Origin of the sequence: Methermicoccus shengliensis DSM 18856 (assembly GCF_000711905.1) — an archaeon.
GTDB lineage: Archaea > Halobacteriota > Methanosarcinia > DSM-18856 > Methermicoccaceae > Methermicoccus > Methermicoccus shengliensis.
The window spans coordinates 264853-290049 of record NZ_JONQ01000008.1 but is presented as its reverse complement, the minus strand read 5'-3'; the positions used below and the strand labels follow the sequence as shown (position 1 = coordinate 290049).

Below are 25197 nucleotides of genomic sequence, written 5' to 3'. Positions count from 1 at the left end.
GCATCCTCTGAGAACCCTATTTAATATCTCTTTGCCCTGGTCTTTGCCTGGTCTTTGCCTTGGGCACCTCCATCTCGACGCACGCCACCACCACCCCCGGGGCATAGCTTTTCACCACGTGCACGTCCACGAGCTCGAGATTGTTCTTGGCGCACAACCCCCTTGCGTGCTCATCGAGCGTTTCTGTGGGCGAGATGGTGTAGCAGAAGAGGTGTGCTCCTGCTGTGGCGTGCCTTAGGGCGGTTGGCAGGAAAGAGGGAGCGCTGTGGGGAAGGTTCATTATTATGGCATCTGCCTTTACCCTTGGGTGAAGGCGTACGTCCCCCTCGAACACGTGCACATCCACGTGGTTGCGCGCTATGTTTGCCCTGAGGTACTCACACGCCACGGGGTTCTTCTCTGCCGCATACACCCTTCGCTCCCTGGAGCGTTTTGCCAGAAGGATGGAGAATGGACCAACGCCTGCAAACATGTCGAGCACCACGGCATCTCTCGGCGTCCTTCTCTCCACCCTCGCCCTCTCGGTGGCAAGCCTCGGGTTGAAATACACCCCCTCGATGTCCAGCTCGAACACACATCCGTTCTCCCTGTGGATGGTGCGTGTTCTGCGCTCGCCAGCGAGGTGTATGAGGGGAGAAATGCGAAACTCTCCCATCACGGGCAGCCTGCCATACACCGCCCTGATGCCACGATGCGCAAGAAGCGCCCTCGCCCTCTCGAGCTCTTCCGTGCCCACTTCCCCTCCAGAGATGTCCAGAAGGGCGATGTCCCCCACCACGTCGAAGTGCATCCTCGGGATGGGCGCCCTCTGCACCCTCTCCTCAAACTCCATCTCCACCACACACATGCCCTCTACGTGCCCCACCACGGGAAAGCACACATGCTCCCCCTCAGAGTGAGGCTTTAATGAGGGCTCGAGCAGCCCCTGCTCGAGCAGCCACCTTCGCACCTGCTCTGCCCTTCTCTTTTCGACCTTAACGCCCTTTGCTCTCATCTACCCCTCCAGAATGTGCCGTGGGGCTTTTGCAAACTCAACGAGCGCCTCTGCCTCCATGAAGTGCAGCTCTGCTGGCACCACGAGCACGTGCAGCGGGGGCCCAAGCTCCATGCTCGCGATGTCCTCGAGGGGGGCAGCCCGCACCACACAATCCTCTGAGCCCGCACGGGCGATTGCCACCCCGAGGCGGCTGGAGAGCCCCTCATCTCCCCTTCTCTGTGCCACCTCGAGCAGCAGCGCCGCGCCCTCGCTCGCCCTCATGAACCGCCCGTTCTGGATGTCCATGTACAGCAGAGTGTGCAGGTTTCGCTCGAGGTTCTCCCTCACCACATCGTAGGGCGACTCGTACACCATCCTTCTTTCCCCATGCTCATAGGGGAAGGGCACGGTGGCTGACCTGCCAAAGCGATAGTTCTGCAAACCTGTGAGCCCGCACACCGCCGAGACGATGGATGGGGCGTGCACAATCCTCGTGGCAATGCCCATCCTGTGCGCCCTCAGCCGCAGGTCCACGTGGGTGGTGGACACCATCGGGTCCCCCCCAGAGAGCAGCACGACATCCAGCTCACGTGCCCGCTCGATGAACGTGGGGTGCCCCTCGATGTCCTCGCGGGAGAGCACATGCACCTTCTTTCCGTACAGCGCCTCCAGCTGCTCGATGCTCGCCCCGCACAGCCTCGATGTGTAGAACTCCGCGTACACCTCGTCCGCCTGCTGAACAGCTCGTAGCCCCTTGAGTGTGATGTCGTGCTCATCGAACAGCCCGAGCCCCACGAACGTGAGCATGATAGCACGTTGAAAGAGCAATATAAGAAGATAGCGTTAAATACGAGCCAGATGGAGGAGGGGCACATGGACGCGTACGAGAGGGTGATGGAGCTTGCCAAGCGCAGGGGGTTCATATGGGGCTCCCTCGAGCTGTACGGTGGGGTGGCGGGGCTGTACGACTATGGCCCACTGGGATGCACCCTCAAGCACAACATCGAGAATATGTGGAGGAGGGTGTACTGCACCGAGGAGGGCTTCTACGAGATAGAGACCTCCACAATCGGGCTGGAGGAGGTGTTCTCTGCTTCTGGGCATCTCTCTTGCTTCACAGACCCCATGACCACGTGCAGTGCATGTGGCGAGAGCTTTCGTGCAGACCACCTGCTAAACGGCGTGGTGGAGAGGCCCGATGCCCTCTCGAGCGACGAGCTCGGCAGGCTGCTGGTGCATCACGCCATACGCTGTCCTGCATGCGGATGCGCTCTCTCAGATGTGGAGGAGTTCAACCTGATGTTCGAAACGCACATAGGTCCCGGGAGGGGGCGCATCGGATACCTCAGACCAGAGACTGCACAGGGCATATTCACCAACTTCGACCGCCTCTACCGTTTTTTTAGGGAGAAGCTGCCCTTTGGCGTGGTGCAGATAGGCCGCTCCTTCAGAAACGAGATATCCCCAAGGCAGGGCGTGATAAGGCTTCGGGAGTTCTCGCAGGCAGAGCTCGAGCTGTTCGTGCTCCCAGACCAAAAGACGCATCCCAACTTTGAGAGGTTCGCAGAGCTCTCCCTTCCCCTGTACTCACAGCAGGCACAGGAGAGGGGAGAGGTGGAGACCATGACGCTTGGGGAGGCTGTGGAGCGGGGCGTGATAGCCAGCGAGCTTCTCGCGTACCACATCGGGCTGTGCTGGACGTTTCTCACGAGGATAGGGCTCGATGCCAGCAGAATTCGGTTCAGACAGCACCTTCCCGACGAGATGGCGCACTATGCTGCCGACTGCTGGGATGCAGAGGTGCTGCTCGAGCGGTTCGGATGGGTGGAGGTGGTGGGCATAGCCGACCGCACCAACTACGACCTCTCTGCCCACGAGAGAGAGAGCGGAAAGCAGCTCCGGGTGTTCGTGGAGTATGAGACACCGAGGAGGCGAAGGGTGGTAGAGGTGGTGCCAGACATGAGCCAGCTGGGGCCAATGCTCAGGGAAAGGGCTGGCGCTGCCGCAGAGGTGCTCTCCTCCCTCACACCAGAGCAGGTGAAAGAGGCGGAAAAGGAGGGCATGCTCAGGATAGAGGTGGAGGGGGAGATGCTCGAGCTTCCACCCTCCGTGGTGAGCATACGCGAGCGTGAGGAGGAGGTCAGGGGCGAGTACGTAACTCCCCACGTGATAGAGCCCTCCTATGGCATAGACAGGATAGTGTACGCCCTGCTGGAGCACTCGCTGTACGAGGAGGAGGTGGAGGGCGAGAAGCGAACAGTGCTCAGGCTCTCCCCACAGCTCGCGCCCATCCCCATGGCGGTGCTCCCGCTCATGGACAAGCCCCCACTCGTGGAGGTAGCCCGCTCCATCACAAAAAGGCTCAGGAGTGTGGGCATGCGGTGCGAGTATGACGAGGGGGGCTTCATAGGCAGGCGCTACAGAAGGTTCGACGAGGTGGGAACGCCATTCTGCATCACGGTGGACTACGAGAGCCTTGAGGATGGCACGGTGACCATCAGGGAGCGCGACAGTATGCGCCAGATAAGGGTGCCCCACAGAAAGCTCGAGCACGTGATGCACAACCTCGTGCTCGGCATATGGCAGTTCGACGAGGTGGTGGAGGAGCTCGGGGAGGGCTCGGCATGAGGCTCACCCTCATCGGACCCTTCTTCACGCGCTTTAGCCATGGAGTGGACCAGCGAGAGTTCATGCACGCCCTCGCAGCAGCGCTCGAGCGGGATGGGCACGAGGTGTGGAGTGCAGCAGTGCACGACGAGCCCATTGAGCCACATGCCCCCCTCGTTGTGCAAAGGCAGGTGTTCGAGCGCGACCTTCGCATGATAGGGGAGTGCGAGGCAGTGGTGGCGGTGCTGGACGACTTCGATGCTGGCACGGTGTTCGAGATGGGTTATGCGTATGCTCTGAAAAAACCCATCATCGCCTGCTTCTGGATGATGCCAGAGAAGCTCAACCTCATGATTGCCCAGAGCGCAACCACGTTCTGCGAGGGCATAGAGCAGACCGTGGAGGCAGTGCGCTCCCTTGAGAGGGGCACGCTAAGACGTGAGGGATGGCAGAGGGAGGTGTTTTAGGAGCCATCACCCGTTTCAGGAGCCATCACCCGTTTTAGGAGCCATCACCCCACATCCAGAGTGCTGCAAAATATCATATCACGATTTCCTGCTATGCGATGCCATGCCCACAAAAATCAAATTTACTTTTTGTAAAGACAAAAAACTTAAATAAAATGCCTTTGTTCTATCAAAAGACAACTTTAACTGGAGGTGTGTGTGTGCACATAATGGAAGGGTTCTTGCCACCTCAATGGTGCGCGTTTTGGTATGTCCTATCGATTCCCGTGATTGCCTACGGCGTATACAGGATGAATGCCCTCGTGAGGGAGAGGAGGGAGGCGCTTCCCCTGCTGGCAGTGGCTGGGGCGTTCATCTTCGTGCTCTCATCGCTCAAGATGCCCTCGGTCACCGGAAGCTGCTCCCATCCCACTGGAACGGGCATGGGCGCAGTGCTCTTTGGTCCATCCATCACGGCGGTGCTGGGGCTAATCGTGCTGATATATCAGGCGCTTTTTTTGGCACATGGCGGGATTACCACGCTGGGCGCCAACGTGTTCTCCATGGGCATAGCCGGGCCATTCGTGGCATACCTTGTGTACAAGGGATGCATGAGGCTCAACATGAACTTCTATGTGGCGATATTCCTCGCCGCCACGCTCGCTGACTGGGCGACCTACGTGGTCACATCGCTGCAGCTGGCGCTGGCGTTTCCCGCAGCGGTCGGGGGCGTGCTCGCATCGTTCTATGCGTTCGGCGCCGTGTTCGCCATCACACAGGTGCCACTCGCCATCGTGGAGGGCGTCGTCACCGCGCTGATATTCAAGTACATCCTGCAGCTCAGGGGCGACGTGCTGGTCAGGCTCCACATCATCGACGAGGCAAAGATGAGAGCTCTCAGGGGAGAGGTGGTGGCATGAAGGGTGAGCTGATTGCCGCACTCGTGATTGCCGTGTTCGTGGCGATGTTTGCCATCGTGTCCTCCACCACTGGTGGGGAGTGGGCTGGCGCCGATGACCAGGCGGAAGATGTGATTGCACACATCACGGGCGGCACGTACCAGCCATGGGCAGAGCCCGTATGGGAGCCACCCAGCGGGGAGATAGAGAGCCTGCTGTTCGCCCTTCAGGCAGCGCTCGGAGCCATCGTGATAGGCTACTTCCTCGGATACTACAAGGGAAGACAGAAGAGCTCTGAGTGAGTATGCACAGGCTGCTGGACGACTATGCAATGCACAGCCCCTTGCGCCACGTGAGCACTCGGCTGAAGCTGGTGCTGGTGGCGGTGGTGCTGGTGGTGGGGGTGTCGTCCACATCCCCCATCGCACCCCTCTTCATCGCCCTGTCGATGAGCATCGCAACGGTGTGGCTGGGAGGGGTGCCTCCTCGATTCTATGCGAAGCTGGTGCTCGCCCCATTGGGCTTTGGGGCGGCTGGAGCCCTCGTCATCCTGCTGTTCTTCGGGCAGGGCGATGCGGTGCTGTCCTTGGAGGTGATGGGGCACACGCTCTCCGCCAGCACTGAGGGTGTGAACATGGCGGCGGTGGTGCTCTCGAGGACTGTGGGGGGAATGTGCACCCTGTTCTTTCTTGCGCTCACCACGCCCATGGTGGAGCTGTTCTCAGAGCTCAAGGCACTCAGGGTTCCCACCTCTGTGGTGGAGCTCTCGATGATGATATACCGCTACATCTTCGTCTTTCTGGAGGAAGCCATCAGGATGAGGCACGCCCAGATAATGAGGCTGGGCTACGGCAGCCTCAAAAGCTCGATTAGGTCGTTCTCAATGCTCGCCAGCACCCTGTTCATCAGGACATGGGAGCAGGGAGAAAAGCTGTACATCGCGATGGATTCGAGGTGCTATGGCGGAAAGCTCTCGCTGCTCGAGCACAGAACCCCCATGAAGGGAGGACAGGTGCTCACCGTGTGTGCCTATGTGGTGCTCATCTTTGCGCTTGCGTACATCACGAAAAACGTGGTGGTGGTGTGAGGTTGGTGGTGGTGTGAGGTTGGTGGTGGTGTGAGGTGCCCGTGATAGAGACGAGGAGGCTGAAGTACACATATCCAGATGGCACGCCCGCCATCAGGGATGTGAACATCAAGATAGAGGAGGGCAAGAAGATAGCGTTCGTGGGTCCCAATGGAGCTGGAAAGTCAACGCTGTTTTTGCTGCTCAATGGCACCCTCAGGCCCACGGAGGGGGAGGTGCTGTTTCATGGAGAGCCGCTCAGATACGACTCCAAGTCCCTGCGAGAGATAAGGCGCAGGGTTGGAATCGTGTTTCAGAACTCCGACGACCAGCTGTTTGCCCCAACGGTGTATCAGGACGTGGCATTTGGGCCCGTGAATCTGGGGTTTGAGCCAGAGAGGGTGAAGAGGTATGTGGGCTATGCGCTGGAGTACGTGGGGCTGAAGGAGCTTGCAGACAGGCCCCCTCACCACCTGAGCGGTGGGCAGAAGAAGCGTGCCTCAATCGCTGGCGTGATTGTGATGGAGCCAGAGGTGATAATACTCGACGAGCCCACCTCCAATCTCGATCCAGAGGGGGCAGAGGAAATCATCGAGCTGCTGAGCGAGCTCAACTACCATGGAAAGACCATCATCGTGTCCACCCACGACGTGGAACTCGCATACCAGTGGTCCGACTACATCTACCTCATGGTGGGGGGAAAGGTCATAGGAGAGGGCACGCCAGAGGATGTGTTTGGCAACGGAGCACTCGTAAAGAGGGCAAAGCTGCGAAGACCAATCGTGCTCGAGATATATGAGGAGCTCGCAAGAAGGGGCATTGCGTCTTTGGGAAAGATGCCAAAGAGCGTGCTCGAGCTCGTGGACGCCCTCGAGCCCGGGGTGGCAGTGGACACCAACCATCAGGGCACTGGACGCATCTGGATATACAACACTGACCACTACGAGCGCTCCGTGCTCACTGGGATGATGAGGGACGGCATCGTGGTGGGTGCGATGGGCACGAGGAGCAAGAGGCTTGCGGCTGCCGAGGGCATCCGCGTGGACATCGCCTCCAACGTGATAGACAGGAGCATCCTCATGGCGCTGTGTGGGAAGCAATGCCTCATCCTCACGAACGGGGGCATGGTGGAGCACGCGAAAAGGCGGATAGAGGACTACTGCGAGCAGAGCGGGGTGAGCATAGAGGTGGGCGTGGTGGAGCAGCAGAAAGCTTAATGTGATATGGGCTCCACCGTGGAGCCGTGAGCCTTACTGATGCCCAGCGAGAGCGGTATGCGCGCCACCTGTCTCTTAAGGAGGTGGGCGAGGCAGGACAGGAGAGGCTGCTCTCCTCGAGGGTGCTGGTGGTGGGTGCAGGGGGGCTGGGCTCTGCCGCCATTCCCTACCTCGCCGCCTCTGGCGTGGGGTACATCACGGTGGCGGACGGGGACGTTGTGGACATCACCAACCTGCAGCGTCAGGTGATGCACGCTGGAAGGGTGGGGATGAACAAGGCACTCTCGGCAGCCGAGTTCGTGGGGCAGCTCAACCCAGATGTGCACATAGAGCCCATCACACATCATCTTGCCCCCTTCGAGATGGACATTGTCGAGCGGTTCGATGCGGTGCTGGACTGCTCTGACAACTTTCCCACGAAGTTCGCACTGAACGATGCGTGCGTGCTGGCGGGCGTGCCACTGTTCCATGCGAGCGTGCTGAGGTTCGAGGGGCTCGCCCTGACCGTGCTCCCAGATGCCCCGTGCTACAGGTGCGTGTTCCCAAACATGCCGCCCGAGGGGACGATACCCAGCTCCTCAGAGGTGGGCATCATGGGGGTGGTGCCAGCGCTTCTTGGCGTGGTGCAGGCAACGGAGTGCATAAAGCACCTGCTCGGGCTTGGGTGTTCCCTGCGTGGCGTGCTCATGCACTACGATGCGCTCACCATGCGATGCGAGTATGTGGAGGTAGAAAAAAGCAGGGAGTGCCCAGTGTGTGGAGAGCACCCCACCATCACCAGAATACTGCCAGAGAGGTACGAGCAGTAGCTACTCCACAGCTATCTCCTTCGTGGACTCCCACACTCCGTGGAGGTTGCACTTTGCCACTGCCCGAAGCGTCCCGCTCTCGTCCAGCCTTATCCTGAACACCACCTTGGGGTCTGCGAGCACTGGCCCAAGGTCAGCCCTTGTGAGGAGCACATCCCCGCAGTACAGCTCTATCCACTCTATGAAGTGTCCAAGCTCGTTGGGGTGCTTTACCCACTCGCCCACCGTGACACTCACCTCGAACGCCTCATCTGCCCTCACGCGCTCTGGTGCATCGATTACGGGTATGTGCTTCTTCTGAAAGTCGTTCAGCTCGCCCGTGGGCCTGTTCACCTTCTTGAGGACGGCATCCACCATGCTCTCACCACCATCTTCTCTCGGCTCTATGTTGAAATACGTTTGGGCTGAGGTGCGTGCCCATGGAAGGGGAATGCCCCTCTCCCTTGCCCACTCCCTCGTGCGCCATATGAGGGTCTGATAGCAATCCTTCGGCGCTCTCATCATGCGCTGGAGCATGAGCGGCATTCTCGTGCTGTACTCCCCACAGGTGGTGTATATTCTTGGAAGGTGTGCGTGCTTTCTCAGCACCCTCTCTATCGTGTCATAGTAGTCCTCCGGATACGAGGAACCAAGGGACATCAAGAGCTCGAGCAGCCCCTTTCTTCTCACGCCCAGCGAGGCGTGGTGCACGGGCAGCGGCATCGCATACGCACACAGCCCCATGCGCTGCACACTCAGGGAGTAGTCCACCACGTACGCGTGCCAGCTTGAACAGGTGTGCTCATCGAATCTGAGCATTCTGAACACATGCGCTGGCACGATGGCAAGGCACTCGTCCAGCGTCTGCACCCTCTCTGGCTCCTCTATGGGGTTGCCCCAGTCCCACACCATCGGGGGCTCGCCGTGCACGATTACATTCCTGCCCCTCTCCCTGTTGCTCCTGCCCTGCTCGCTCATGCCGGCAACGCCAGCTATCCCGAGGTCGTCTATCCCCTCCATGAGGGACTCTGCACTATCGAGCCAGTGCTCGCCCAGCAGCGCCACGTCCTGATGCACGAACATGATGTACTCGCCCCTTGCCCTCTCCCCTCCGTGGTTCAGGGCAGAGGCGGCGCTCCTGAAGGCGCCCGTGGTGTTGTCTATCAGGATGCGCTCGTGGCGTGCGCTCTGGGCATCGAGGCTGGGGAGAAGGTAGCGCCTCAGCGCCTCGGCGTCGTTGTACACGCACACCACGGATATCATCCAGCCAACGTAATGAGGGGTAAGGGGTATATATTTATAGGCGATGGGGATGGATACATGCTCAAGAGCGCTGTCGAGGGTGGAAGAGATGTCGAACTTTGTGGACAAGCTGTTTGGTACCGAGAAGCGGAGGGAGAGCACACCCGAGGAGTTCGTGGAAATAGATATAGGAGAGTATGAGCAGGTGCTCGAGCAGGAGCCTGCAGCCATGTACGTGAAGGTGGCGGACCTTGCCAGCATCAACGACCTTCCCGAGATCAAGAAGCAGATATATGAGGGAAACATCGTAATAATCAACATCGGCCCCCTGAAGAACGACAAGCTCATGCTGGAGCGCAGCATAAAGGAGCTAAAGCGTGTATGCTCCGACGTCAGGGGGGACATCGTGGGGCTGGGCGAGGAGCAGGTGATTGCCACGCCCACGGGTGTCAAGGTGGACCGCACAAAGCTCAAGGGCACTGGGTACTGAAATGGAGCACGAGTTTACCACCCAGATACCATGTCCCGCATGCGCAAGAGAGCTCTCCATCAGCTGGACACAGCAGAGCATGCCCTACTTTGGTGGGGTGATGCTGGTAAGCGCCAGATGTGAGTGCGGGTTTAGGTTTTCTGACGTCATGCTGCTCGACTCCAGGGGCCCCTCACGCCACGTACTGGACGTGCTCGGAGAGGATGACCTTAAGGCAAGGGTGGTGCGCTCCACATCGTGCACCATTCGCATACCAGAGCTGGGCGTGCAGATAGAGCCAGCAACCCATGCCGAGGCATTCGTGAGCAACGTGGAGGGTGTGCTCGAAAGGGTGGAGGACGTGCTGAGGGCCACCGAGAGGTGGAGCGCGGAAGAGGGCGATGAGCGCAAGACAGAGAGGTGCAGACAGCTGCTGAACACGATAGCGGACATCCGCTCTGGAAACAGGAGCATGACACTCATCCTCGAGGACCCCATGGGCAACAGCACAATCCTCTCGGAAAGAGCGATATGCGAGCCCCTGACCTACGATGAGGTAAAGAGGCTCTCCAGGGGTGGATACACTCCGCTCAGAGGATGAGATCGTGGACGTGAGCATGCCCCTGCTCAGGGAGTGAGGGAGCACACTGCTTCTGGGATATCGGCCGGGACAGCTGCTCTCGGGACATAGACAAAAGTTTTAAATGCTTAGCCAGAGGAGGATTAACTCCAGAGCCGATTTGCATAGCCGATTTGCATCGATGTGTGAACTTTTGTGTTCGGGTTAACTTGGGAGACGCTCTAAGAGGAGATATTGATGTCCGAGGTAAGAACTGCAATCGCCGGCGTTGGAAACTGCGCTTCCTCCCTCATTCAGGGTCTGAGCTACTACAGGGATGTGGACGAGGACGACGGGCTCGTCCCAGGGCTCATGCACAATGTAATAGCTGGCTACAGGGTGCGGGACGTGAGACCCGTCGCTGCCTTCGATGTGGATGTGAGAAAGGTGGGCAAGGACCTCTCGCAGGCGATATTCGAAAAACCCAACTGCACCAAGAAGTTCTGCGATGTTGAGCCCCTCGACGTGGAAGTGATGAAGGCACCGCCCTTGGATGGCGTAGCCCCCCACATGGAGGAGTGGTTCAAGGTGGACGACTCTCAGCCACCAGTGGACGTGGCAGAGGTGCTCAAAGAGACGAGGGCAGACGTGCTGATAAACTATCTGCCCGTGGGCTCTGAGCAGGGGGCGAGGTGGTATGCCGAGAGGGCGCTCGAGGCGGGGTGTGCATTCGTGAACTGCATACCTGCATTCATCGCCTCTGACCCTGCATGGGCAGAGAGGTTCGCTCAAAGGAGGCTGCCAATCATAGGCGACGACATCAAGAGCATGGTGGGCGCAACAATCGTGCACCGTGTGCTCACCCAGATGATTGTGGACAGGGGGGCGAACATCAGGAGCACGTACCAGCTCAACGTGGGCGGAAACACAGACTTTCTCAACATGGTGGACAGCTCGAGGCTCTCCTCAAAGCGCACATCCAAGACAGAGTCCATAGCCTCTCAAATACCCTATGATGCGTACGTGTATGCTGGTCCCAATGGCCATGTGGCGTGCCTGAACGACAACAAGATATGCTATCTGCGCATAGACTTCGACCTGTTCGGGGACGTTCCCGCATCAATAGACCTCAAGCTCTCCGTGGAGGACAGCCCCAACAGCGCTGGCGTGGTAATCGATGCGGTGCGCATAGCCAAGCTCGCCCTCGACAGGGGCGTGGGTGGAGCCCTGAAGAGCGCCTCGGCATACTTCATGAAGCATCCACCCGTGCAGATGAGGGAGCCAGAGGCAAGGGCAGAGCTCGAACAGTTCATCCAACAGTTCATCCAAGAGTGATGCACATGAAAGTGGGCATTGCCGACACCACATTTGCGAGGTTCGACATGGCAAGGGCGGCGATTGACGAGCTGCGCCGCCATGTGTCGGTGAAGATAGAACGCATCACCGTGCCGGGGATAAAGGACCTGCCCGTTGCCTGCAAGAGGCTCATAGAGGAGAGGGGATGTGATGTGGTGATGGCTCTTGGAATGCCGGGTCCCAAGCCCATAGACAAGACGTGCGCCCACGAGGCGTCCATGGGGCTCATAATCGCACAGCTCATGACCAACAAGCACATCCTCGAGGTGTTCGTGCACGAGGACGAGGCAAAAGACGAGGTGGAGCTCGCAAGGCTCGCAGAGGCGCGCACCAGAGAGCATGCCCAGAACCTCGTGAAGATGTTCTTCAAGCCCCATCTCATGGAGAGGGAGGCGGGCATGGGCATGAGGGAGGGCTTCGAGGACGTGGGTCCCTTGAGGCCTTGAGGGAGTGAGCCCTTGAAGAGACCGCTCGTGCTGGTGGTGCTGGACGGCTTTGGACTCTCAGAGAGCGAGAGGGGCAACGCCATCGCAGCCGCACGCACGCCCAACATCGACCACCTGTTCTCCTCTTACCCGTTCACAACGCTCTGCGCCCACGGGGAGGCTGTGGGTCTTCCAGAGGGGCAGATGGGAAACTCAGAGGTCGGGCACCTGAACATCGGTGCGGGACGCATCGTGTATCAGGACATCGTGAGAATCTCAAAGGCGATAGAGGACGGCTCGTTCTTCCAGAATGAGGCTCTGCTCTCTGCTGTGCGCTGGGTGAAGGAGCACCGCTCCATCCTGCACCTTCTGGGGCTGGTCTCCCCAGGGGGTGTGCACTCCCATCAGGAGCACCTGTATGCGCTGCTCGAGCTCGCCCGCATGCACGATGTGCCCGTGATGGTGCACGCCTTTCTGGACGGCAGGGACACGCCCCCGAGGAGCGCCCACCTGTACATCAGGGAGCTCGAAAAGAGGCTGCACGATGGACAGGTGGTGGGAAGCGTGTGCGGGCGATACTACGCAATGGACAGGGACAGGCGGTGGGAGAGAACGCGGCTGGCGTATGATGCCGTTGTAAACGGCGTCTCGGAGTACAGGGCACAGAGCGGCTACGATGCCGTCATCAGAGCATACGAGCGGGGCGAGAACGATGAGTTCGTGAGGCCAACCGTGGTGGCACCCCACAGGATGCGTGATGAGGATGCCGTGATATTCTTCAACTTTCGGGCAGACAGGGCAAGACAGCTCACGCTGGCGCTCACCGACAGAGCCTTTAAGGAGTTCCCCGTGAGCGCCCACCCGTTCTTTGTGGCGTTCACACGCTACGAGGAGGACATCCCCCTCAACGTGGCGTTCGACAAGCAGCACCTCATCAACACCTTCGGGGAGTGGATATCCCGCCACGGGCTCACACAGCTTCGAATCGCCGAGACCGAGAAGTATGCCCATGTGACCTATTTCTTTTCTGGTGGAAGGGAGGAGCCATTCGAGGGCGAGGAGCGCATACTGATTCCCTCCCCCAAGGTCGCCACGTACGACCTCAAGCCAGAGATGAGCGCCTATGAGGTAACGGACGCCGTGGTGGAGCACATGGGGAGGTTTGACGTGGTGGTGATGAACTATGCCAACTGCGACATGGTGGGGCACACGGGCATCATGGAGGCGGCGGTGCGGGCTGTGGAAGCTGTGGACGAGTGTGTGGGAAGAGTCATGGAACGCACGCTCTCCCTCGGGGGCACGCTGGTGCTCACCGCAGACCACGGAAACGCCGAGCAGATGCTGGATGACGGCACGCCCCACACCGCCCACACCAACAACCCCGTGCCATTCGTGATAGCAAGGAGGGGCTTTGCGTGCACGCTTCGGGATGGGGGCATACTGGGCGACATAGCCCCAACGCTGCTCGAGCTTCTGGGGCTTCCCGTTCCAGAGGAGATGAGCGGCAGGAGCCTCATAGAAAGTGTTATCAGCCCACAGCCCCACCCATGACTATGCACAAGGTCGCCATCATCATGGGCTCCAAAAACGACGAGCGCATCGCAAAAAAGGCGATAGAGGTGCTCGATGATGCTGGGGTGAGCTGGGAGCTGCGGGTGCTCTCAGCCCACAGACAGCCAGAGGAACTCAGGGAGTACGTCAAGAACAGCGATGCCGATGTGTTCATCACGATAGCTGGGCTCTCGGCTGCGCTGCCGGGCGTGGTGGCATCGCTCACCGAAAAGCCCGTGATAGGTGTGCCAGTGAGCGCAAAGCTCGGCGGGCTGGACGCCCTGCTGTCCATCGTGCAGATGCCCTCTGGAGTGCCAGTGGCGTGCGTGGGCATCGACAACGGCGCAAACGCCGCCCACCTCGCCCTGCGAGTTCTCAGGGCAGGTTCCCGTCGCCCATGAACCCCCTCTGGCGCTCCACGCTCATCTCGATGAGCACCCTGAACAGCTCTCTCGTGAGTGAGGGATCGAGCCCCCTCTCCACCGCCAGCATGACTGCCCGCCTCAGCACCTCCTCCTCCTGCTCCTCGTCCTTTATTGGACTGCCCTCCCTTCGCTTGGCGGCAATCACCCTCTCCGCGAGCTTGGTGCGCTCGGCAACAAGCTCGATAAGCTGGGCATCTATGCCCGCAATCCTCTCCCTGAGCTCCTCAAGCTCGCCCATGCTCACACCTCCACACCCTCGTTTACCACCCTCGTCTTTATCACTGTTGCCCCCCTCTCCTTCCATCTCTCTTCAAGAGCATCCATATCGCCGTCCACGAAGAGGGCGGTGTATGCTGGGCCCGTGCCAGAGAGACCGCAGCCCACCGCTCCACAGCGCAGCGCGTCCATCACCACATCACTTTCGTATCCCAGTGCCGCACCGTACAGCAGCCCGTTGATGGTCATCGCCTCTGCATACCTTCCCTCTCTCGCCATTGCATATGCCTCGTGCACGAACGGCGCGAGAAGCGTGCACGCCCCCACGTCCACCTCGCTCGTGAGCTGCCTTCTTGAGGGCACGTACACCATCACCTCTGCATCGAGCGTGTCCCTCATCTCGATGCGCATGTGCCTGTTGTCCGTGAGCACGACACCGCCAAGGAATGAGGCACACGCATCATCGTATGCCCCCGTGATGCTCACCCCAGTGTCCAGTGCTGCCCGCACGCCCATCCTCACCACCTCCTCTGGGGGAAGGCACTCCCCTATCGCCCTCAGCGTTGCCATCACTGTGGCATTGGCGACCGCAGATGAGCTCTTGAGCCCGCTTGCTATCGGTATATCGCTCTTGGATGTCACCACGCCCTCACACCTCATCCCGAAGCGCTCGAGCACGAGCTCTGCACACCTCAGCATCAGGGAGGGGTCGGTGGGGGTGTCCATCCTCGCCTCAAGGTGCATCTCGTCCGAGTGTTTGAGAGTGACCTCCACCGTGGTGGTGAGCCCGATTGCAAACGCAGCCCCTTTCCACGTGGCTATCGCATTCACGATGGTGCCAGCCCCGTATGCCCTGCCCTTTCCCTTCATCACCGCCACATTTCTGAACGGATTGATAACACTTTGCCTACCGATCTATCACGATTGTGAGCACGTCGCCGTCTTCAAGCTCGTGCTCGAGCCCAACGCGCTGCCCCTCGTGCTTCGCCGACCTGCCCCACACCCTGCCATACCTGAACTTGCTCACGAAGTCCCTGTGCAGCACCTCGCACACGTCCCTCACCCTCGCCCCCTTTCGTATCACGAGGGGCTCGTCGAGGTCTGGGGGCTCGCCCTGTGGCTTTAGAAACACCCTGATGAACCCGAGCTCCTCGTATATCCTGTCCTTGAGATGCTCGAGCCCCTCGCCCTTCTCGGCAGATATGAACAGCGCATCGGGATGCTCTCGTGCGAGGCTCTCCTTAAGCTCCCCGGAGCACAAATCCGCCTTTGTGAACACCACTATCGCCCTGAGGTAGCTGCGGGAGCCAGAGAGCACATCTATCAGCTCGTCCACCGTTATATCCTCGCGTATGACCACATGGGCATTGTGGATGCGGTACTCTGCGAGCACCGCCCGTATGGTGCCCTCGTCCAGCGAGATGGGCACTGTGGTGCTGATTCTCACGCCTCCTCTGTCCGTCCTGGTGATGTGCACATCCGGCGGTCTCCTGTTTATCCTGATACCAGCATCGTACAGCTCTTGCTCGAGCACGGAGAGCTGCTGTACATCGAATGGGTCGATGAGCATCACGATGAGGTCTGCCACCCTTATCACCGAGAGGACCTCCCTCCCTCTGCCTCTGCCGTGGGCAGCCCCTCTTATGAGCCCTGGCACGTCCAGCACCTGAATCCTCGCACCACGGTGCTCCATCACGCCGGGCACCACGTCGAGGGTTGTGAACTCGTATGGGGCGACCTCACTCTTGGCATCGGTGATGGCATTGAGCAGCGTGGACTTGCCCACAGATGGAAAGCCCACGAGCACCACCGTGGCATGCCCCGACTTCTTTACGGCATACCCTTCCCCACCTCCTGCTGAGGCGGTCCTTTTCTCCCGCTGCTCTCTGAGCCTTGCGAGCTTTGCCTTGAGCCTGCCTATGTGATGGGAGGTTGCCTTGTTGTAAGGGGTGGTGCGAATCTCCTCCTCCACTGCCCGTATCTGCTCCTCTATGCTCACCATCGCCTCACCATAACGGTGGTAGCTGGGCTATAAACGTTGCTAATCCAAAGGAGATGGGTATAGAGGAGGAGTCCATCAGTCTGATAGCCACCCACCCCCATATGCAGTTATCCGATACTCAAAGACTCGACAAACTCCCTCATAGAAAACGCTATATATTAGATATTAGCAGTTGAGTGCAGGTCATCCATATGTAGGTGGTGCGATACAGTTACCATGGATTGACCTATAGCGTACGGGAGAGAGAGCATGGGCTCAAAAGAGGACGAAATCTTCAGGATAGTGGAGGAAAAGAACGTAAGGTTTGTCAGGCTGCAGTTCGTGGATGTGCAAGGCATCCCCAAGAACGTGGCGATTCCCGTAGGGCAGCTCGAAAAGGCGCTTGGTCCTGGTATACACTTCGACGGCTCCTCGATAGAGGGCTTTGTGAGAATCGAGGAGTCAGACATGGTGCTGAGGCCAGACCCGGACACCTTCAGGGTGCTGCCATGGAGCGGCAATGAGGGCACTGCCGAGGCTCGGCTGATATGTGACATCGAGCTTCCAGATGGCAAACCCTTCATGGGCTGTCCAAGACAGGTGCTAAAGAAGAACATGGAAGAAGCTGCCAAGCTGGGCTATGTGATGAACACTGGCCCAGAGATGGAGTTCTTCCTATTCAAGAGGCAGGACGGCATGCCCACCAACATCCCGCAGGACCGGGGAGGATACTTCGACCTCGCCCCCATAGACCTCGCAGAGGAAATCAAGCGAGAGATTGTGCTCGTGCTGGAGGAGATGGGGTTCGAGGTGGAGGCAGCCCACCACGAAGTGGCATTCGGGCAGCACGAGATAGACTTCAAGTACGACAACGCGCTGGCGACCGCAGACAACGTGATCACTCTGAAGTACGTTGCCAAGACGCTCGCCCTGCAGCACGGGCTGCACGCCACCTTCATGCCAAAGCCCATATTCGGTGTGAATGGCTCTGGAATGCACACGAACACCTCGCTGTTCAAGGACGGCAAGAACGCCTTCTATGACCCGGACGCACCAGACCAGATAAGCGACACCCTCAGGTACTTTGTGGGAGGGGTGCTAAAGCACATCAGAGCCATCACCGCGATAACCAACCCGCTGGTGAACTCCTACAAGAGGCTCGTGCCAGGCTATGAGGCGCCCGTGTACATCACGTGGTCTGGGCCCAACAGAAGCTCGCTCATACGGGTGCCAGCTCCAAGGGGCAACAGCACCAGAATCGAGATCAGAAGCCCTGACCCCTCGTGCAACCCCTACCTTGCCTTTGCAGCCATACTCGCCGCTGGTCTGGACGGCGTGAAGAACAAGATAGAGCCGCCAGAGAGGGTGGAGAAGAACATCTACAAGCTGACCGAGGAGGAGAGGGAGAAGCTGGGCATCGGCATGCTTCCGGGCACCCTCAAGGAGGCAATTGAGTGCTTCAAGGAGGATGAGCTGCTCGTGAGTGCCCTTGGCGAGCACGTATCCCAGAGCATCATCAACGTGGCAATGGCAGACTGGGATAGCTACAGAACGCAGGTGCACCAGTGGGAGCTCGACCGCTACCTCCAGACCTACTGATTCCTCCTTTTTTTCTTTCTTTATTTTCTATCATAATAGAAAGTTTCATAGTGTTGCTTACAAAGCAAGCAACAGCTTGAAAGCAGTTAGGGTTGTCTAAATCTCCTCCGTAAGTTGATGGGCGGGTGTGAATAGCCTTCCCCTCACAAGGTAGCTGGCATATACCGCCGTAATGGCTCCAGAGCTGATGATCATGAAGAAGATTGATAGCTGATACACAGCAGCGGTTATCGGCTCAACTCCCGCCATTAGCATTCCAGTCATCGCGCCGGGGATGAAGATTATGCCGAGAGTCCTCATGTTGTCGAGGGTCGGAATAAGGGCGGATTTTATAGATGCTCTCTCATACTGTTCCACGGCTTCCTGAGCAGTAGCTCCAAGTGCAAGCATCACCTCTATTCTGCTTTTATTATTCCTGATCTCACTCAAAAGCCTCGTGAGTGTGAGGGAGCATATGTTCATCGCATTTCCAAATGCCATGCCCGCGATGGGTATCACAAACTCTGGTTTAAGCGGTATGACATTAAGGGCTACCATTATTGCAAGAGATATTGAAGCACCGATGGCTATGCTTGGAGTGGTTATCAATGCTGCCTTTGGCATGTCCACTCTCCTCGCTGATGTGTATCCAGCAAGCAAAGCCATTGCAATGAATATCACAATGGCAAGCGTATGCCACATCACACTTGTGAAAACATATGTAAGCACAACAGAAAGAAGCATCAGCTGTGCAAAGCCCCTTAAAGCAGCGGAGGAGAGGTCTCTGCCAATCTCTATTCTTCTGAAATATGAGAGGAGTATCACGAGTATGACAAGCACAGATGCGCAGGCAAGCTTAATTAAGGGTTCAGCGTACATAAACACATCAACCTACCTCAGATGCTCGACCATGGCAACTCTTCCGTTTCTCATAACGGCAATTCTGTGTCCAAGCCTCTTTGCCTGCTCGAAATCATGAGTCACCCATAAGACGGTCAGTCCTTTTGATTTAACGAGCTTCATCACAAGACTTTCAATTTTTATGACATTTTCATTGTCAAGAGAGGCTGTTGGCTCATCAAAAAGCATGGTCTTCGGTTTTAAAGCCAATGCTCTTGCTATGGCAACTCTCTGCTGTTCCCCTCCACTGAGCCTGGTAGCATCATTATCGAGCAAATCTTCAACTCCAACCTCTCTGGCAAGCCTTTCAACACCTTCCTCTCTACCCAAAAGCCTTAGACCATAGGCTATGTTATCTCTAACGCTCCCCTCGAGCATCACGGGAAACTGAAACACCATTCCAACCTTCCTTCTGAGCTGAACGGGGTTGTAATCCCTAATGGAAATGCCATCAACCAGTATATCTCCTTCATCCAGCTCTGTGAGCCTGTTTATGCATCGCAGAAGCGTTGACTTACCACTGCCTGAAGGCCCAGTAATGGCCATCACACACCCTCTTTTTACGCTCAAGCTCACGCCCTTGAGAACCTCTTTTCCTCCAAAGCTTTTTCTGACATTTAACATCTGTATCAACTAATCACCTCGCTGAAAAGCTCCTTTATTCTGTTTTTCGCTAACTCCAGAGCGTTTAAGCCATCTTCTGTAGCTTGATATACCCTTCTCACCTTTCCGTTCACAACAACTCTTCTCGAGTGCAGCAGCCCGTCATCCTCCATTTCGTGAAGAATTGGATAGAGCGTTCCGGGGCTTAAAGAGTAGCCGTGCCTCGCAAGCTCGTCCATCATCCAGGCTCCGTAAATCTCCCCCTCTGATGCGTGGTAGAGGATGTGTATCCTTACAAAACAGAGGAATAACTTTCGATCCAGCAAGATATCACCTATCGTTATCGAGTTTCGATATTGATGTATAAGTGCCTTTCCGAGGTGGTATCAATGTACAGCAAAAGGGATGGGGCACCCTTAGATGGGCAGCCCCAGATAGGTGAACACACCCATCATCTTCAAGGCAATGTAGAACATCACGGCTATGAACACGTACCTGAGCTTCTTTGCGGGCAGCCTGTGGGCTGCCACCACCCCCACCTGTGCCATGGGGATGCTCGTGATGGCGAGCGCCGCCCATGCGAGCAGGTTGACGTATCCGAGAGAGTAGGCAGGAAGGTTGGGTACGTCGAGTCCGTTGAGTATGTAGCCCAGCACGCCCCCGGCGGAGGTGAAAATCATCATCGCGGTTGAAGTGCCCACAGCATTGTGCATTTTGAACTTCAGGGCGAGCACCATCACGGGAATCATCAGTATACCGCCGCCTATTCCGATTATGCCCGTCACGATGCCCATGGGAAAGCCCCACGCAGCCCACAGCAGCGGGCTGTCCTTTGGCTCCTCTGCCACCTTTGGAGGCTTGGCGGTGAGCATTCTCACCGCACCCACAAAGATGGCGGCACCGAAGATGAGCTTGAGAAGGCTTCCCGCGAGATGGGCAGCAATCGTAGCACCTATGAAGCTTCCCACGGCTCCCGTGAGCCCGAGCACGATGCCTGCCTTCCACCACACCACGCCCTTTCTGTGGTGTCCAAACGCCCCGCTCATCGCGGTGGGAAGCACCACGAGCAAATTCGTGCCAAACGCCTGCTTGACCGCTATGTCCAGCGGAACGCCCATCGCAGTGAACACCCATATCTGAACTGGCACCATGATGAAGCATCCGCCGACGCCCAGAAGCCCGCCGGCAAAGCCAACGGCCACACCGGTTATCGCAAGCGCAATTACAGCCACCATTATATCCACTCAGCACCACCTCTCCTCAGCCATTTTTGGAACACCTAATTCAAATCAAATTTGAAATGATATAAACATTTCTCTTTTATTCGATGTCCAAAGACCGAGCTACAAATAAAATGGCATATCTGATTTGATTGAATTTGAAACAGTGTCACTTAGAATGTGCGCACGAGCAGCTCTATCAGAAAGCGTCCCTCTGGGGTGAGAGCATACACCTGAAATCCCCCCTTCCTCTCGGAGTCCACGAGCCCTGCCTCCTTGAGCAGCCTCAGGTGGTAGGAGAGGGTGGAGTGCCTCACGCCCAGAAGATGAACGAGCACGCACACGCACACCTCCCTTTTCCTGAGGATTGTGAGAATGCGAAGCCTTATGGGGTCTGACACCACCTTCAGCATCTCTATCTTGTCATCGAGGCTTCTTTCTGCTTCCCTCCTCAGCACCTCCAGCTCCTCATCTGTGAGGGGGTAGGGCAGCCCTTCGAGCTCATCCTGCCTCATGCCTCATCCCTCAGGATGCCGCGACCAGCCAGCAAGCCAGTGGCTGCCGCATTGACGATGTCCCGTGAGAGTCCTGCTCCATCGCCCGCGGCATACAACCCCTTTATACTGGTCTGCATGTGCTCGTCCACGAACAGCCGCATGGCATAGAACTTTATCTCGGGGGCATACAGCAGCACCGAGTCGGACGCCACGCCCGGGATGATGCGGTCGAGCACCTCCAGCCCCTCGATGATATCCATGACGATTCTGTGGGGCAGCGCCATCGAGATGTCGCCGGGCGTCACATCGGACAGCGTGCCCTTCACCGGGTTGCCCTTGAGCCTGCTCCATGTGGAGCGCCTTCCCCGCCGGAGGTCGCCCATGCGCTGCAGCACTGGCTTTCCGCCCCCGATTGTGGTTGCCAGCTTGGCAATGGAGCGTCCATACTTGGTGGTGTTCTCGAGGGGCTCTGTCAGGTTTACCCTCACCAGAAACGCAAAGTTGGTGTTCTCGCTTCTCCTGTCCTTGAGGGAGTGGCCGTTGGTGGCAACAAAGCCCTCGTACTCCTCCTTGACAACAAAGCCGTGCTCATTTGTGCAGAATGTGCGGACAAAATCGTCGTATCTTCGAGTTCGGATGTGGAACTTCGGGTCGCGGTTAATCCTCGTGATGGGGTCCATCACGATGGAGGGCACCTCCACCCTCACCCCAACATCTATGGGGCCATACGCTGCCTCGATGCCGTGGGTGGTGGCAAGCTCGTCCACCCACGAGGCCCCTATGCGCCCGGGCGCGAGCACCACGTACCTCGCCCATATGCTCTGCCCATCGGACGTGATGACGCCCCTGCACACACCACCCTCCACGATGAGGTTTTTCACGGTGGTGTTCAGCCTGAACTCCACACCTCTCTCCTGAAGCGCACTCTTGAAGCGGTGTATCACCTCTGGAGCCCTGTCAGAGCCGATGTGTCGCTGAGGAATGGGAATGAATACAGCGCCCACGGATGCGGCCCTGCGCTCTATTTCTTCCAGCTCTCGACCTTCTGGCTTGCTCAGCTGCTCTGGAGCGCCATATCTGAGGAATATCCTGTCCACCTCCTCCACGAGCTCCCATGCCCGCTCATTGGGCACGAACTCGGTGAGGTCCCCCCCTATGTCTGGCCTGAGGTTGAGTGTGCCATCAGAGAACGTGCCAGCGCCCCCAACGCCACACATGATGTCGCATGGGGAGCAGTGCATGCATCCGCTCTCTGGACTCATCTTACACCTTCTCTCGAGGGCATCATTGCCCATGTCCACTATGAGCACCTTGAGCTGGCTCTCGGAGAGCGCCTCTGCGGCAAACATACCAGCGGGTCCCGCACCCACTATCACCACGTCATACTCAGTCATTGTCCACCTCCCTCTCCCTCGACGCCCTCTTCAGCACGTGCTCCGTGATCGACGCGCTCGAGCACAGGGAGCAGTCCCGTCTTGAGGTTATTCTCACCACCTCCACATCAAAACCCCGTATCTTGAGCTGCTCTGTGAGCTCCCTTTCATCGAACTTCTGGTCATATCCGAGGGCTATCACGTCTGGCCGTATCTCATAGAGGGGCTCGAAGATGTCCCTTTCGCTTCCCAGCACCGCCCTGTCCACCACTCTGAGGGCAGATACCATCTCCAACCTCTGCCGCTCTGGTATTATGGGCCTGGGCTTGTGGCGAATCATGGAGTCCCGTGCCACGAGCACCACCAGCTCATCTCCCAGCTTTCTCGCCTCTGACAGAAAGTGCAGATGTCCGGGATGAAGGAACTCGAACGTTCCCGTGGCGAGCACCCTTTTCATGAGCCCTCCTCCAGCCCCACGATGGGCACGGGATTTCCACAGGATGGGCACTCTGGCTTTTCGAGCTTGAGGTTTGCATAGAGCCCCTTTCGCTCTATGAGCACCGTGCCGCACACAGGACAGTACGTGTTCTCGTAGGGGTGCCCCACCACGTTGCCGATGTAAGGGTAGTGCACGCCCATGCGCCTTGCAATCTCATATGCCCTCTCCAGCGTGAGCACGGGCGTGGGCTCCACGTGGTTGAGCCTGTAATGGGGGTAAAAGCGTGTGAAGTGCACGGGCACGTCTGCACTCAGGTTATCGAGCACCCAGCGGCACAGCCACTCGATGTCCTCCTCTGAGTCATTGTATCCCGGAATTATGAGATTCACCACCTCCACGTGCATACCCATGTCGAAGGCGAGCTTGGTGGAGGCGAGCACGGGCTCCAGCCTCGCCTTGCACAGCTTCCTGTATACATTCTCCCTTCCCTTGATGTCCACTCTGAAGGCATCGAGATAGGACGATATTTCTGTGAGCGCCTCCTCAGTGATGTAGCCATTGGTGACGTACACCGTGGCCAGCCCGTGGGCTTTTGCGAGCTTTGCACTGTCGTACGTGTACTCGAACCATATCGTGGGCTCGTTGTACGTCCATGATATCGATGCACAGCCCATGGAGAGCGCCTCACTCACCGCCCGCTCCGGGGAAATCTCCACGAGGTGAATGTCCTCGATTGTCGCCTGCGATATCTCATAGTTCTGGCAGTGGGCACACCTGAAGTTGCATCCCACCGTGCCCAGCGAGTATGACATCGTTGCGGGATAAAAGTGATACAGCGGCTTTTTCTCGATTGGATCAACGTTCCTTGCGGACACCAGCCCATAGATGAGGGTGTGAAGCTCCCCGTTCACGTTCCTTCTCACCCTGCATATGCCGTACGCCCCGCTCTGTATGTGGCACCGATGGGCGCAAAGGGTGCACTCCACCCTCTCATCCAGTGGTTTCCACATCATCGCCCCTCTCTCACCCCGCATCCACATCACCTCTGTATTGTCTGCTCACGGCCTGGGCCCGTGGAGATGATGGGGATGGGCACGCCCAGCAGCTCCTCCAGCCTCTCCACATAGCGTCGGGCTGCACTGGGAAGCTCTTCGAATGAGCGCGCCCCCGAAATGTCCTCATCCCAGCCCTCCAGCTCCTCGTACACGGGAGTGCACCTTGCAAGGTCGGATGTGAGCTCTGGGGGATAATCGAGCGTGGTGCCATCGAGCTCGTACGATGTGCATATCTTTATGGGGTCGAGCCCTCCGAGCACGTCCAGCTTGGTGAGCACGAGGGAGGTATATCCGTTCAGGGCGATGCTCTTTCTCAGCAGGGGCACATCGAACCACCCACACCGCCTGAGCCTTCCCGTGGTGGTGCCATACTCGCCTCCCACCTGCTGCATGTGCTCTCCCACATCTCCGTGTTGCTCTGTGGGCAGCGGTCCCTCTCCCACTCGGGTGATGTATGCCTTCACGATGCCCACCACCTCGTCCACCATCGTGGGCCCCACACCCAGCGAGGCACACGCAGAACCAGCAATGGTGCTGGAGGACGTCACGTACTTCTGGGTTCCGTGGATGATGTCGAGATGGGTGCCCTGTGCCCCCTCTGCCAGCACCCTTTTTCCCTGTGAGAGGGCTACGTTCACCTCCCTCGATACGTCGGTGATGTGGCAAGAGAGCCGCTCTCCAGCCTCAAACAGCCACTCGGTGTCGAATGCCCGCTCCAGCTGCTCATCATCAGCACCCATCGCCTCAAGGTATGCCCGCTTTGCGGGAAGGATCGTCTCGAGCTTGCGCCTGAGGCGCTCTTTATCCACGATGTCGGCGAACTGCACCTCCTCCCTGGACACCTTGTCCATGTACGCATATGCTATGCCCCTCTTGGTGGTGCCTATCCTCTCCCTTCGCCTCGTCTCGGCAAGCTCGTCCATCACGATGTGATAGGGCATTATGATGGAGGTCTTGGCATCGATCCCAAGCTTATTGCCATCCACCACCACTCCTCCTTCCTCCAGCTGGGAGAACTCCTCGAGCAGCACCCTCGGGTTCATCACCACTCCTGGACCTATCAGTAGCCTCACATCATAGAGCACGCCAGAAGGGATGGTGTGCAGCTTGAACGTCCTTCCCCCCACCTTCACGGTGTGCCCTGCATTGTCTCCTCCCTGAAATCGAGCTATGATGTCATAGCTGGGAGCGAGCACGTCCACTACCTTGCCCTTCCCCTCGTCCCCGAACTGAGAGCCCGTAAGTATCGTGAGCATGAGGGAGCATAGGTGAAGGATATAGAAAAGGGTTTCTTAGGGGACGAACGTGT

The 25197-nt window shown here is 58.0% G+C and carries 29 protein-coding genes; 14 read left to right on the top strand and 15 right to left on the bottom strand.

All coding sequences use genetic code 11. The features are described from left to right. Nucleotides 1–16: 16 nt before the first annotated feature. Nucleotides 17–994, bottom strand: a complete 978-nt coding sequence (locus BP07_RS03810; protein ID WP_052353220.1) for a class I SAM-dependent methyltransferase — start codon at nucleotides 992–994, stop codon at nucleotides 17–19. Further along, the gene (gene dph5, locus BP07_RS03805) at nucleotides 995–1783 is read right to left on the bottom strand and encodes a diphthine synthase (protein WP_042685734.1); all 789 of its coding nucleotides are present in this window, start codon (nucleotides 1781–1783) and stop codon (nucleotides 995–997) included. 66 nt (nucleotides 1784–1849) lie between these two features. On the opposite strand from dph5, the gene glyS reads away from it, so the two are divergent. The 7 genes from glyS to BP07_RS03770 all read left to right on the top strand — a co-directional run bounded on the left by glyS (nucleotide 1850) and on the right by BP07_RS03770 (nucleotide 8020). Then, on the top strand, nucleotides 1850–3604 hold the full coding sequence (gene glyS, locus BP07_RS03800; protein WP_042686005.1) for a glycine--tRNA ligase: 1755 nt from the start codon (nucleotides 1850–1852) through the stop codon (nucleotides 3602–3604). After that, on the top strand, nucleotides 3601–4050 hold the full coding sequence (locus tag BP07_RS08330) for a nucleoside 2-deoxyribosyltransferase (protein WP_052353219.1): 450 nt from the start codon (nucleotides 3601–3603) through the stop codon (nucleotides 4048–4050). The genes glyS and BP07_RS08330 overlap by 4 nt, the downstream gene beginning before the upstream one ends. Before the next feature lie 200 nt (nucleotides 4051–4250). Continuing rightward, entirely contained in the window at nucleotides 4251–4949 is a 699-nt protein-coding gene (locus BP07_RS03790; protein ID WP_042685730.1) for an energy-coupling factor ABC transporter permease, read from the top strand. Beyond that, entirely contained in the window at nucleotides 4946–5230 is a 285-nt protein-coding gene (locus BP07_RS03785; RefSeq protein WP_042685727.1) for an energy-coupling factor ABC transporter substrate-binding protein, read from the top strand. Before BP07_RS03790 ends, BP07_RS03785 begins: the two co-directional genes overlap by 4 nt. A 2-nt stretch (nucleotides 5231–5232) precedes the next feature. Beyond that, complete coding sequence (gene cbiQ, locus BP07_RS03780; RefSeq protein ID WP_042685724.1) at nucleotides 5233–6015, top strand: cobalt ECF transporter T component CbiQ; 783 nt, start codon at nucleotides 5233–5235, stop codon at nucleotides 6013–6015. 35 nt (nucleotides 6016–6050) lie between these two features. Further along, entirely contained in the window at nucleotides 6051–7211 is a 1161-nt protein-coding gene (locus tag BP07_RS03775; protein ID WP_042685722.1) for an energy-coupling factor ABC transporter ATP-binding protein, read from the top strand. Between the two features lie 26 nt (nucleotides 7212–7237). Further along, entirely contained in the window at nucleotides 7238–8020 is a 783-nt protein-coding gene (locus BP07_RS03770) for a HesA/MoeB/ThiF family protein (RefSeq protein ID WP_042685720.1), read from the top strand. On the opposite strand, the gene BP07_RS09000 is transcribed toward BP07_RS03770, so the two are convergent. Continuing rightward, entirely contained in the window at nucleotides 8021–9262 is a 1242-nt protein-coding gene (locus tag BP07_RS09000; protein ID WP_211247046.1) for a desulfoferrodoxin family protein, read from the bottom strand. It abuts the gene before it with no gap. A gap of 43 nt (nucleotides 9263–9305) precedes the next feature. Between BP07_RS09000 and BP07_RS03755 the strand changes: the two genes are divergently transcribed. The 6 genes from BP07_RS03755 (at nucleotide 9306) to purE (ending at nucleotide 14002) form a co-directional block, all read left to right on the top strand. After that, a complete protein-coding gene (locus BP07_RS03755) occupies nucleotides 9306–9731 on the top strand; it encodes a cell division protein SepF (protein ID WP_245597039.1) in 426 nt (141 codons plus the stop codon). A gap of 1 nt (nucleotide 9732) precedes the next feature. Further along, on the top strand, nucleotides 9733–10311 hold the full coding sequence (locus BP07_RS03750; protein ID WP_042685718.1) for a ZPR1 zinc finger domain-containing protein: 579 nt from the start codon (nucleotides 9733–9735) through the stop codon (nucleotides 10309–10311). Between the two features lie 216 nt (nucleotides 10312–10527). Then, entirely contained in the window at nucleotides 10528–11604 is a 1077-nt protein-coding gene (locus BP07_RS03745) for an inositol-3-phosphate synthase (RefSeq protein ID WP_042685717.1), read from the top strand. Further along, nucleotides 11604–12071: a riboflavin synthase gene (ribC, locus tag BP07_RS03740; RefSeq protein ID WP_394296288.1), complete on the top strand. Its 468-nt coding sequence runs from the start codon at nucleotides 11604–11606 to the stop codon at nucleotides 12069–12071. The genes BP07_RS03745 and ribC overlap by 1 nt, the downstream gene beginning before the upstream one ends. 12 nt (nucleotides 12072–12083) lie before the next feature. Then, entirely contained in the window at nucleotides 12084–13601 is a 1518-nt protein-coding gene (gene gpmI, locus BP07_RS03735) for a 2,3-bisphosphoglycerate-independent phosphoglycerate mutase (protein WP_042685712.1), read from the top strand. Nucleotides 13602–13603: 2 nt separating this feature from the next. Then, nucleotides 13604–14002 carry a 5-(carboxyamino)imidazole ribonucleotide mutase gene (gene purE, locus BP07_RS03730; RefSeq protein WP_042685710.1) on the top strand — a complete coding sequence of 133 codons (399 nt, stop codon included), beginning with the start codon at nucleotides 13604–13606 and terminating at the stop codon, nucleotides 14000–14002. Here purE and BP07_RS03725 read toward each other — a convergent pair. The 3 genes from BP07_RS03725 to BP07_RS03715 are packed head-to-tail and all read right to left on the bottom strand — an operon-like array spanning nucleotide 13977 to nucleotide 16244. Beyond that, on the bottom strand, nucleotides 13977–14264 hold the full coding sequence (locus BP07_RS03725; RefSeq protein WP_042685707.1) for a chorismate mutase: 288 nt from the start codon (nucleotides 14262–14264) through the stop codon (nucleotides 13977–13979). The genes purE and BP07_RS03725 overlap by 26 nt on opposite strands. Before the next feature lie 2 nt (nucleotides 14265–14266). Beyond that, the gene (locus tag BP07_RS03720) at nucleotides 14267–15112 is read right to left on the bottom strand and encodes a shikimate kinase (protein WP_042685705.1); all 846 of its coding nucleotides are present in this window, start codon (nucleotides 15110–15112) and stop codon (nucleotides 14267–14269) included. A 37-nt stretch (nucleotides 15113–15149) separates the two neighbouring features. Further along, nucleotides 15150–16244 carry an OBG GTPase family GTP-binding protein gene (locus BP07_RS03715; protein ID WP_042685702.1) on the bottom strand — a complete coding sequence of 365 codons (1095 nt, stop codon included), beginning with the start codon at nucleotides 16242–16244 and terminating at the stop codon, nucleotides 15150–15152. 249 nt (nucleotides 16245–16493) lie between these two features. Between BP07_RS03715 and glnA the strand changes: the two genes are divergently transcribed. Next, a complete protein-coding gene (gene glnA, locus BP07_RS03710) occupies nucleotides 16494–17822 on the top strand; it encodes a type I glutamate--ammonia ligase (RefSeq protein ID WP_042685700.1) in 1329 nt (442 codons plus the stop codon). 96 nt (nucleotides 17823–17918) lie between these two features. Here glnA and BP07_RS03705 read toward each other — a convergent pair whose 3' ends face one another. The 9 genes from BP07_RS03705 to BP07_RS03665 form a co-directional block, all read right to left on the bottom strand. Continuing rightward, nucleotides 17919–18680, bottom strand: a complete 762-nt coding sequence (locus BP07_RS03705; protein ID WP_042685697.1) for an ABC transporter permease — start codon at nucleotides 18678–18680, stop codon at nucleotides 17919–17921. A gap of 12 nt (nucleotides 18681–18692) precedes the next feature. Beyond that, nucleotides 18693–19325, bottom strand: coding sequence for an ABC transporter ATP-binding protein (locus BP07_RS03700; RefSeq protein ID WP_052353230.1), 633 nt, complete (start codon nucleotides 19323–19325; stop codon nucleotides 18693–18695). Between the two features lie 5 nt (nucleotides 19326–19330). Further along, entirely contained in the window at nucleotides 19331–19630 is a 300-nt protein-coding gene (locus BP07_RS03695) for a PadR family transcriptional regulator (RefSeq protein WP_211247045.1), read from the bottom strand. Between the two features lie 90 nt (nucleotides 19631–19720). Further along, entirely contained in the window at nucleotides 19721–20539 is an 819-nt protein-coding gene (locus tag BP07_RS03690) for a sulfite exporter TauE/SafE family protein (protein WP_245597042.1), read from the bottom strand. A 158-nt stretch (nucleotides 20540–20697) separates the two neighbouring features. Further along, nucleotides 20698–21039 carry an ArsR/SmtB family transcription factor gene (locus BP07_RS03685; RefSeq protein ID WP_042685686.1) on the bottom strand — a complete coding sequence of 114 codons (342 nt, stop codon included), beginning with the start codon at nucleotides 21037–21039 and terminating at the stop codon, nucleotides 20698–20700. After that, a complete protein-coding gene (locus BP07_RS03680) occupies nucleotides 21036–22415 on the bottom strand; it encodes an NAD(P)/FAD-dependent oxidoreductase (protein WP_042685683.1) in 1380 nt (459 codons plus the stop codon). The genes BP07_RS03685 and BP07_RS03680 overlap by 4 nt, the downstream gene beginning before the upstream one ends. Then, nucleotides 22408–22851 (bottom strand): adenylyltransferase/cytidyltransferase family protein, encoded by a 444-nt coding sequence (locus BP07_RS03675; protein ID WP_052353217.1) that lies wholly within the window; start codon nucleotides 22849–22851, stop codon nucleotides 22408–22410. The genes BP07_RS03680 and BP07_RS03675 overlap by 8 nt, the downstream gene beginning before the upstream one ends. Next, entirely contained in the window at nucleotides 22848–23867 is a 1020-nt protein-coding gene (amrS, locus tag BP07_RS03670) for an AmmeMemoRadiSam system radical SAM enzyme (RefSeq protein ID WP_042685679.1), read from the bottom strand. The genes BP07_RS03675 and amrS overlap by 4 nt, the downstream gene beginning before the upstream one ends. 5 nt (nucleotides 23868–23872) lie before the next feature. Then, complete coding sequence (locus BP07_RS03665; protein ID WP_042685674.1) at nucleotides 23873–25144, bottom strand: adenylosuccinate synthase; 1272 nt, start codon at nucleotides 25142–25144, stop codon at nucleotides 23873–23875. Nucleotides 25145–25197: the final 53 nt, after the last annotated feature.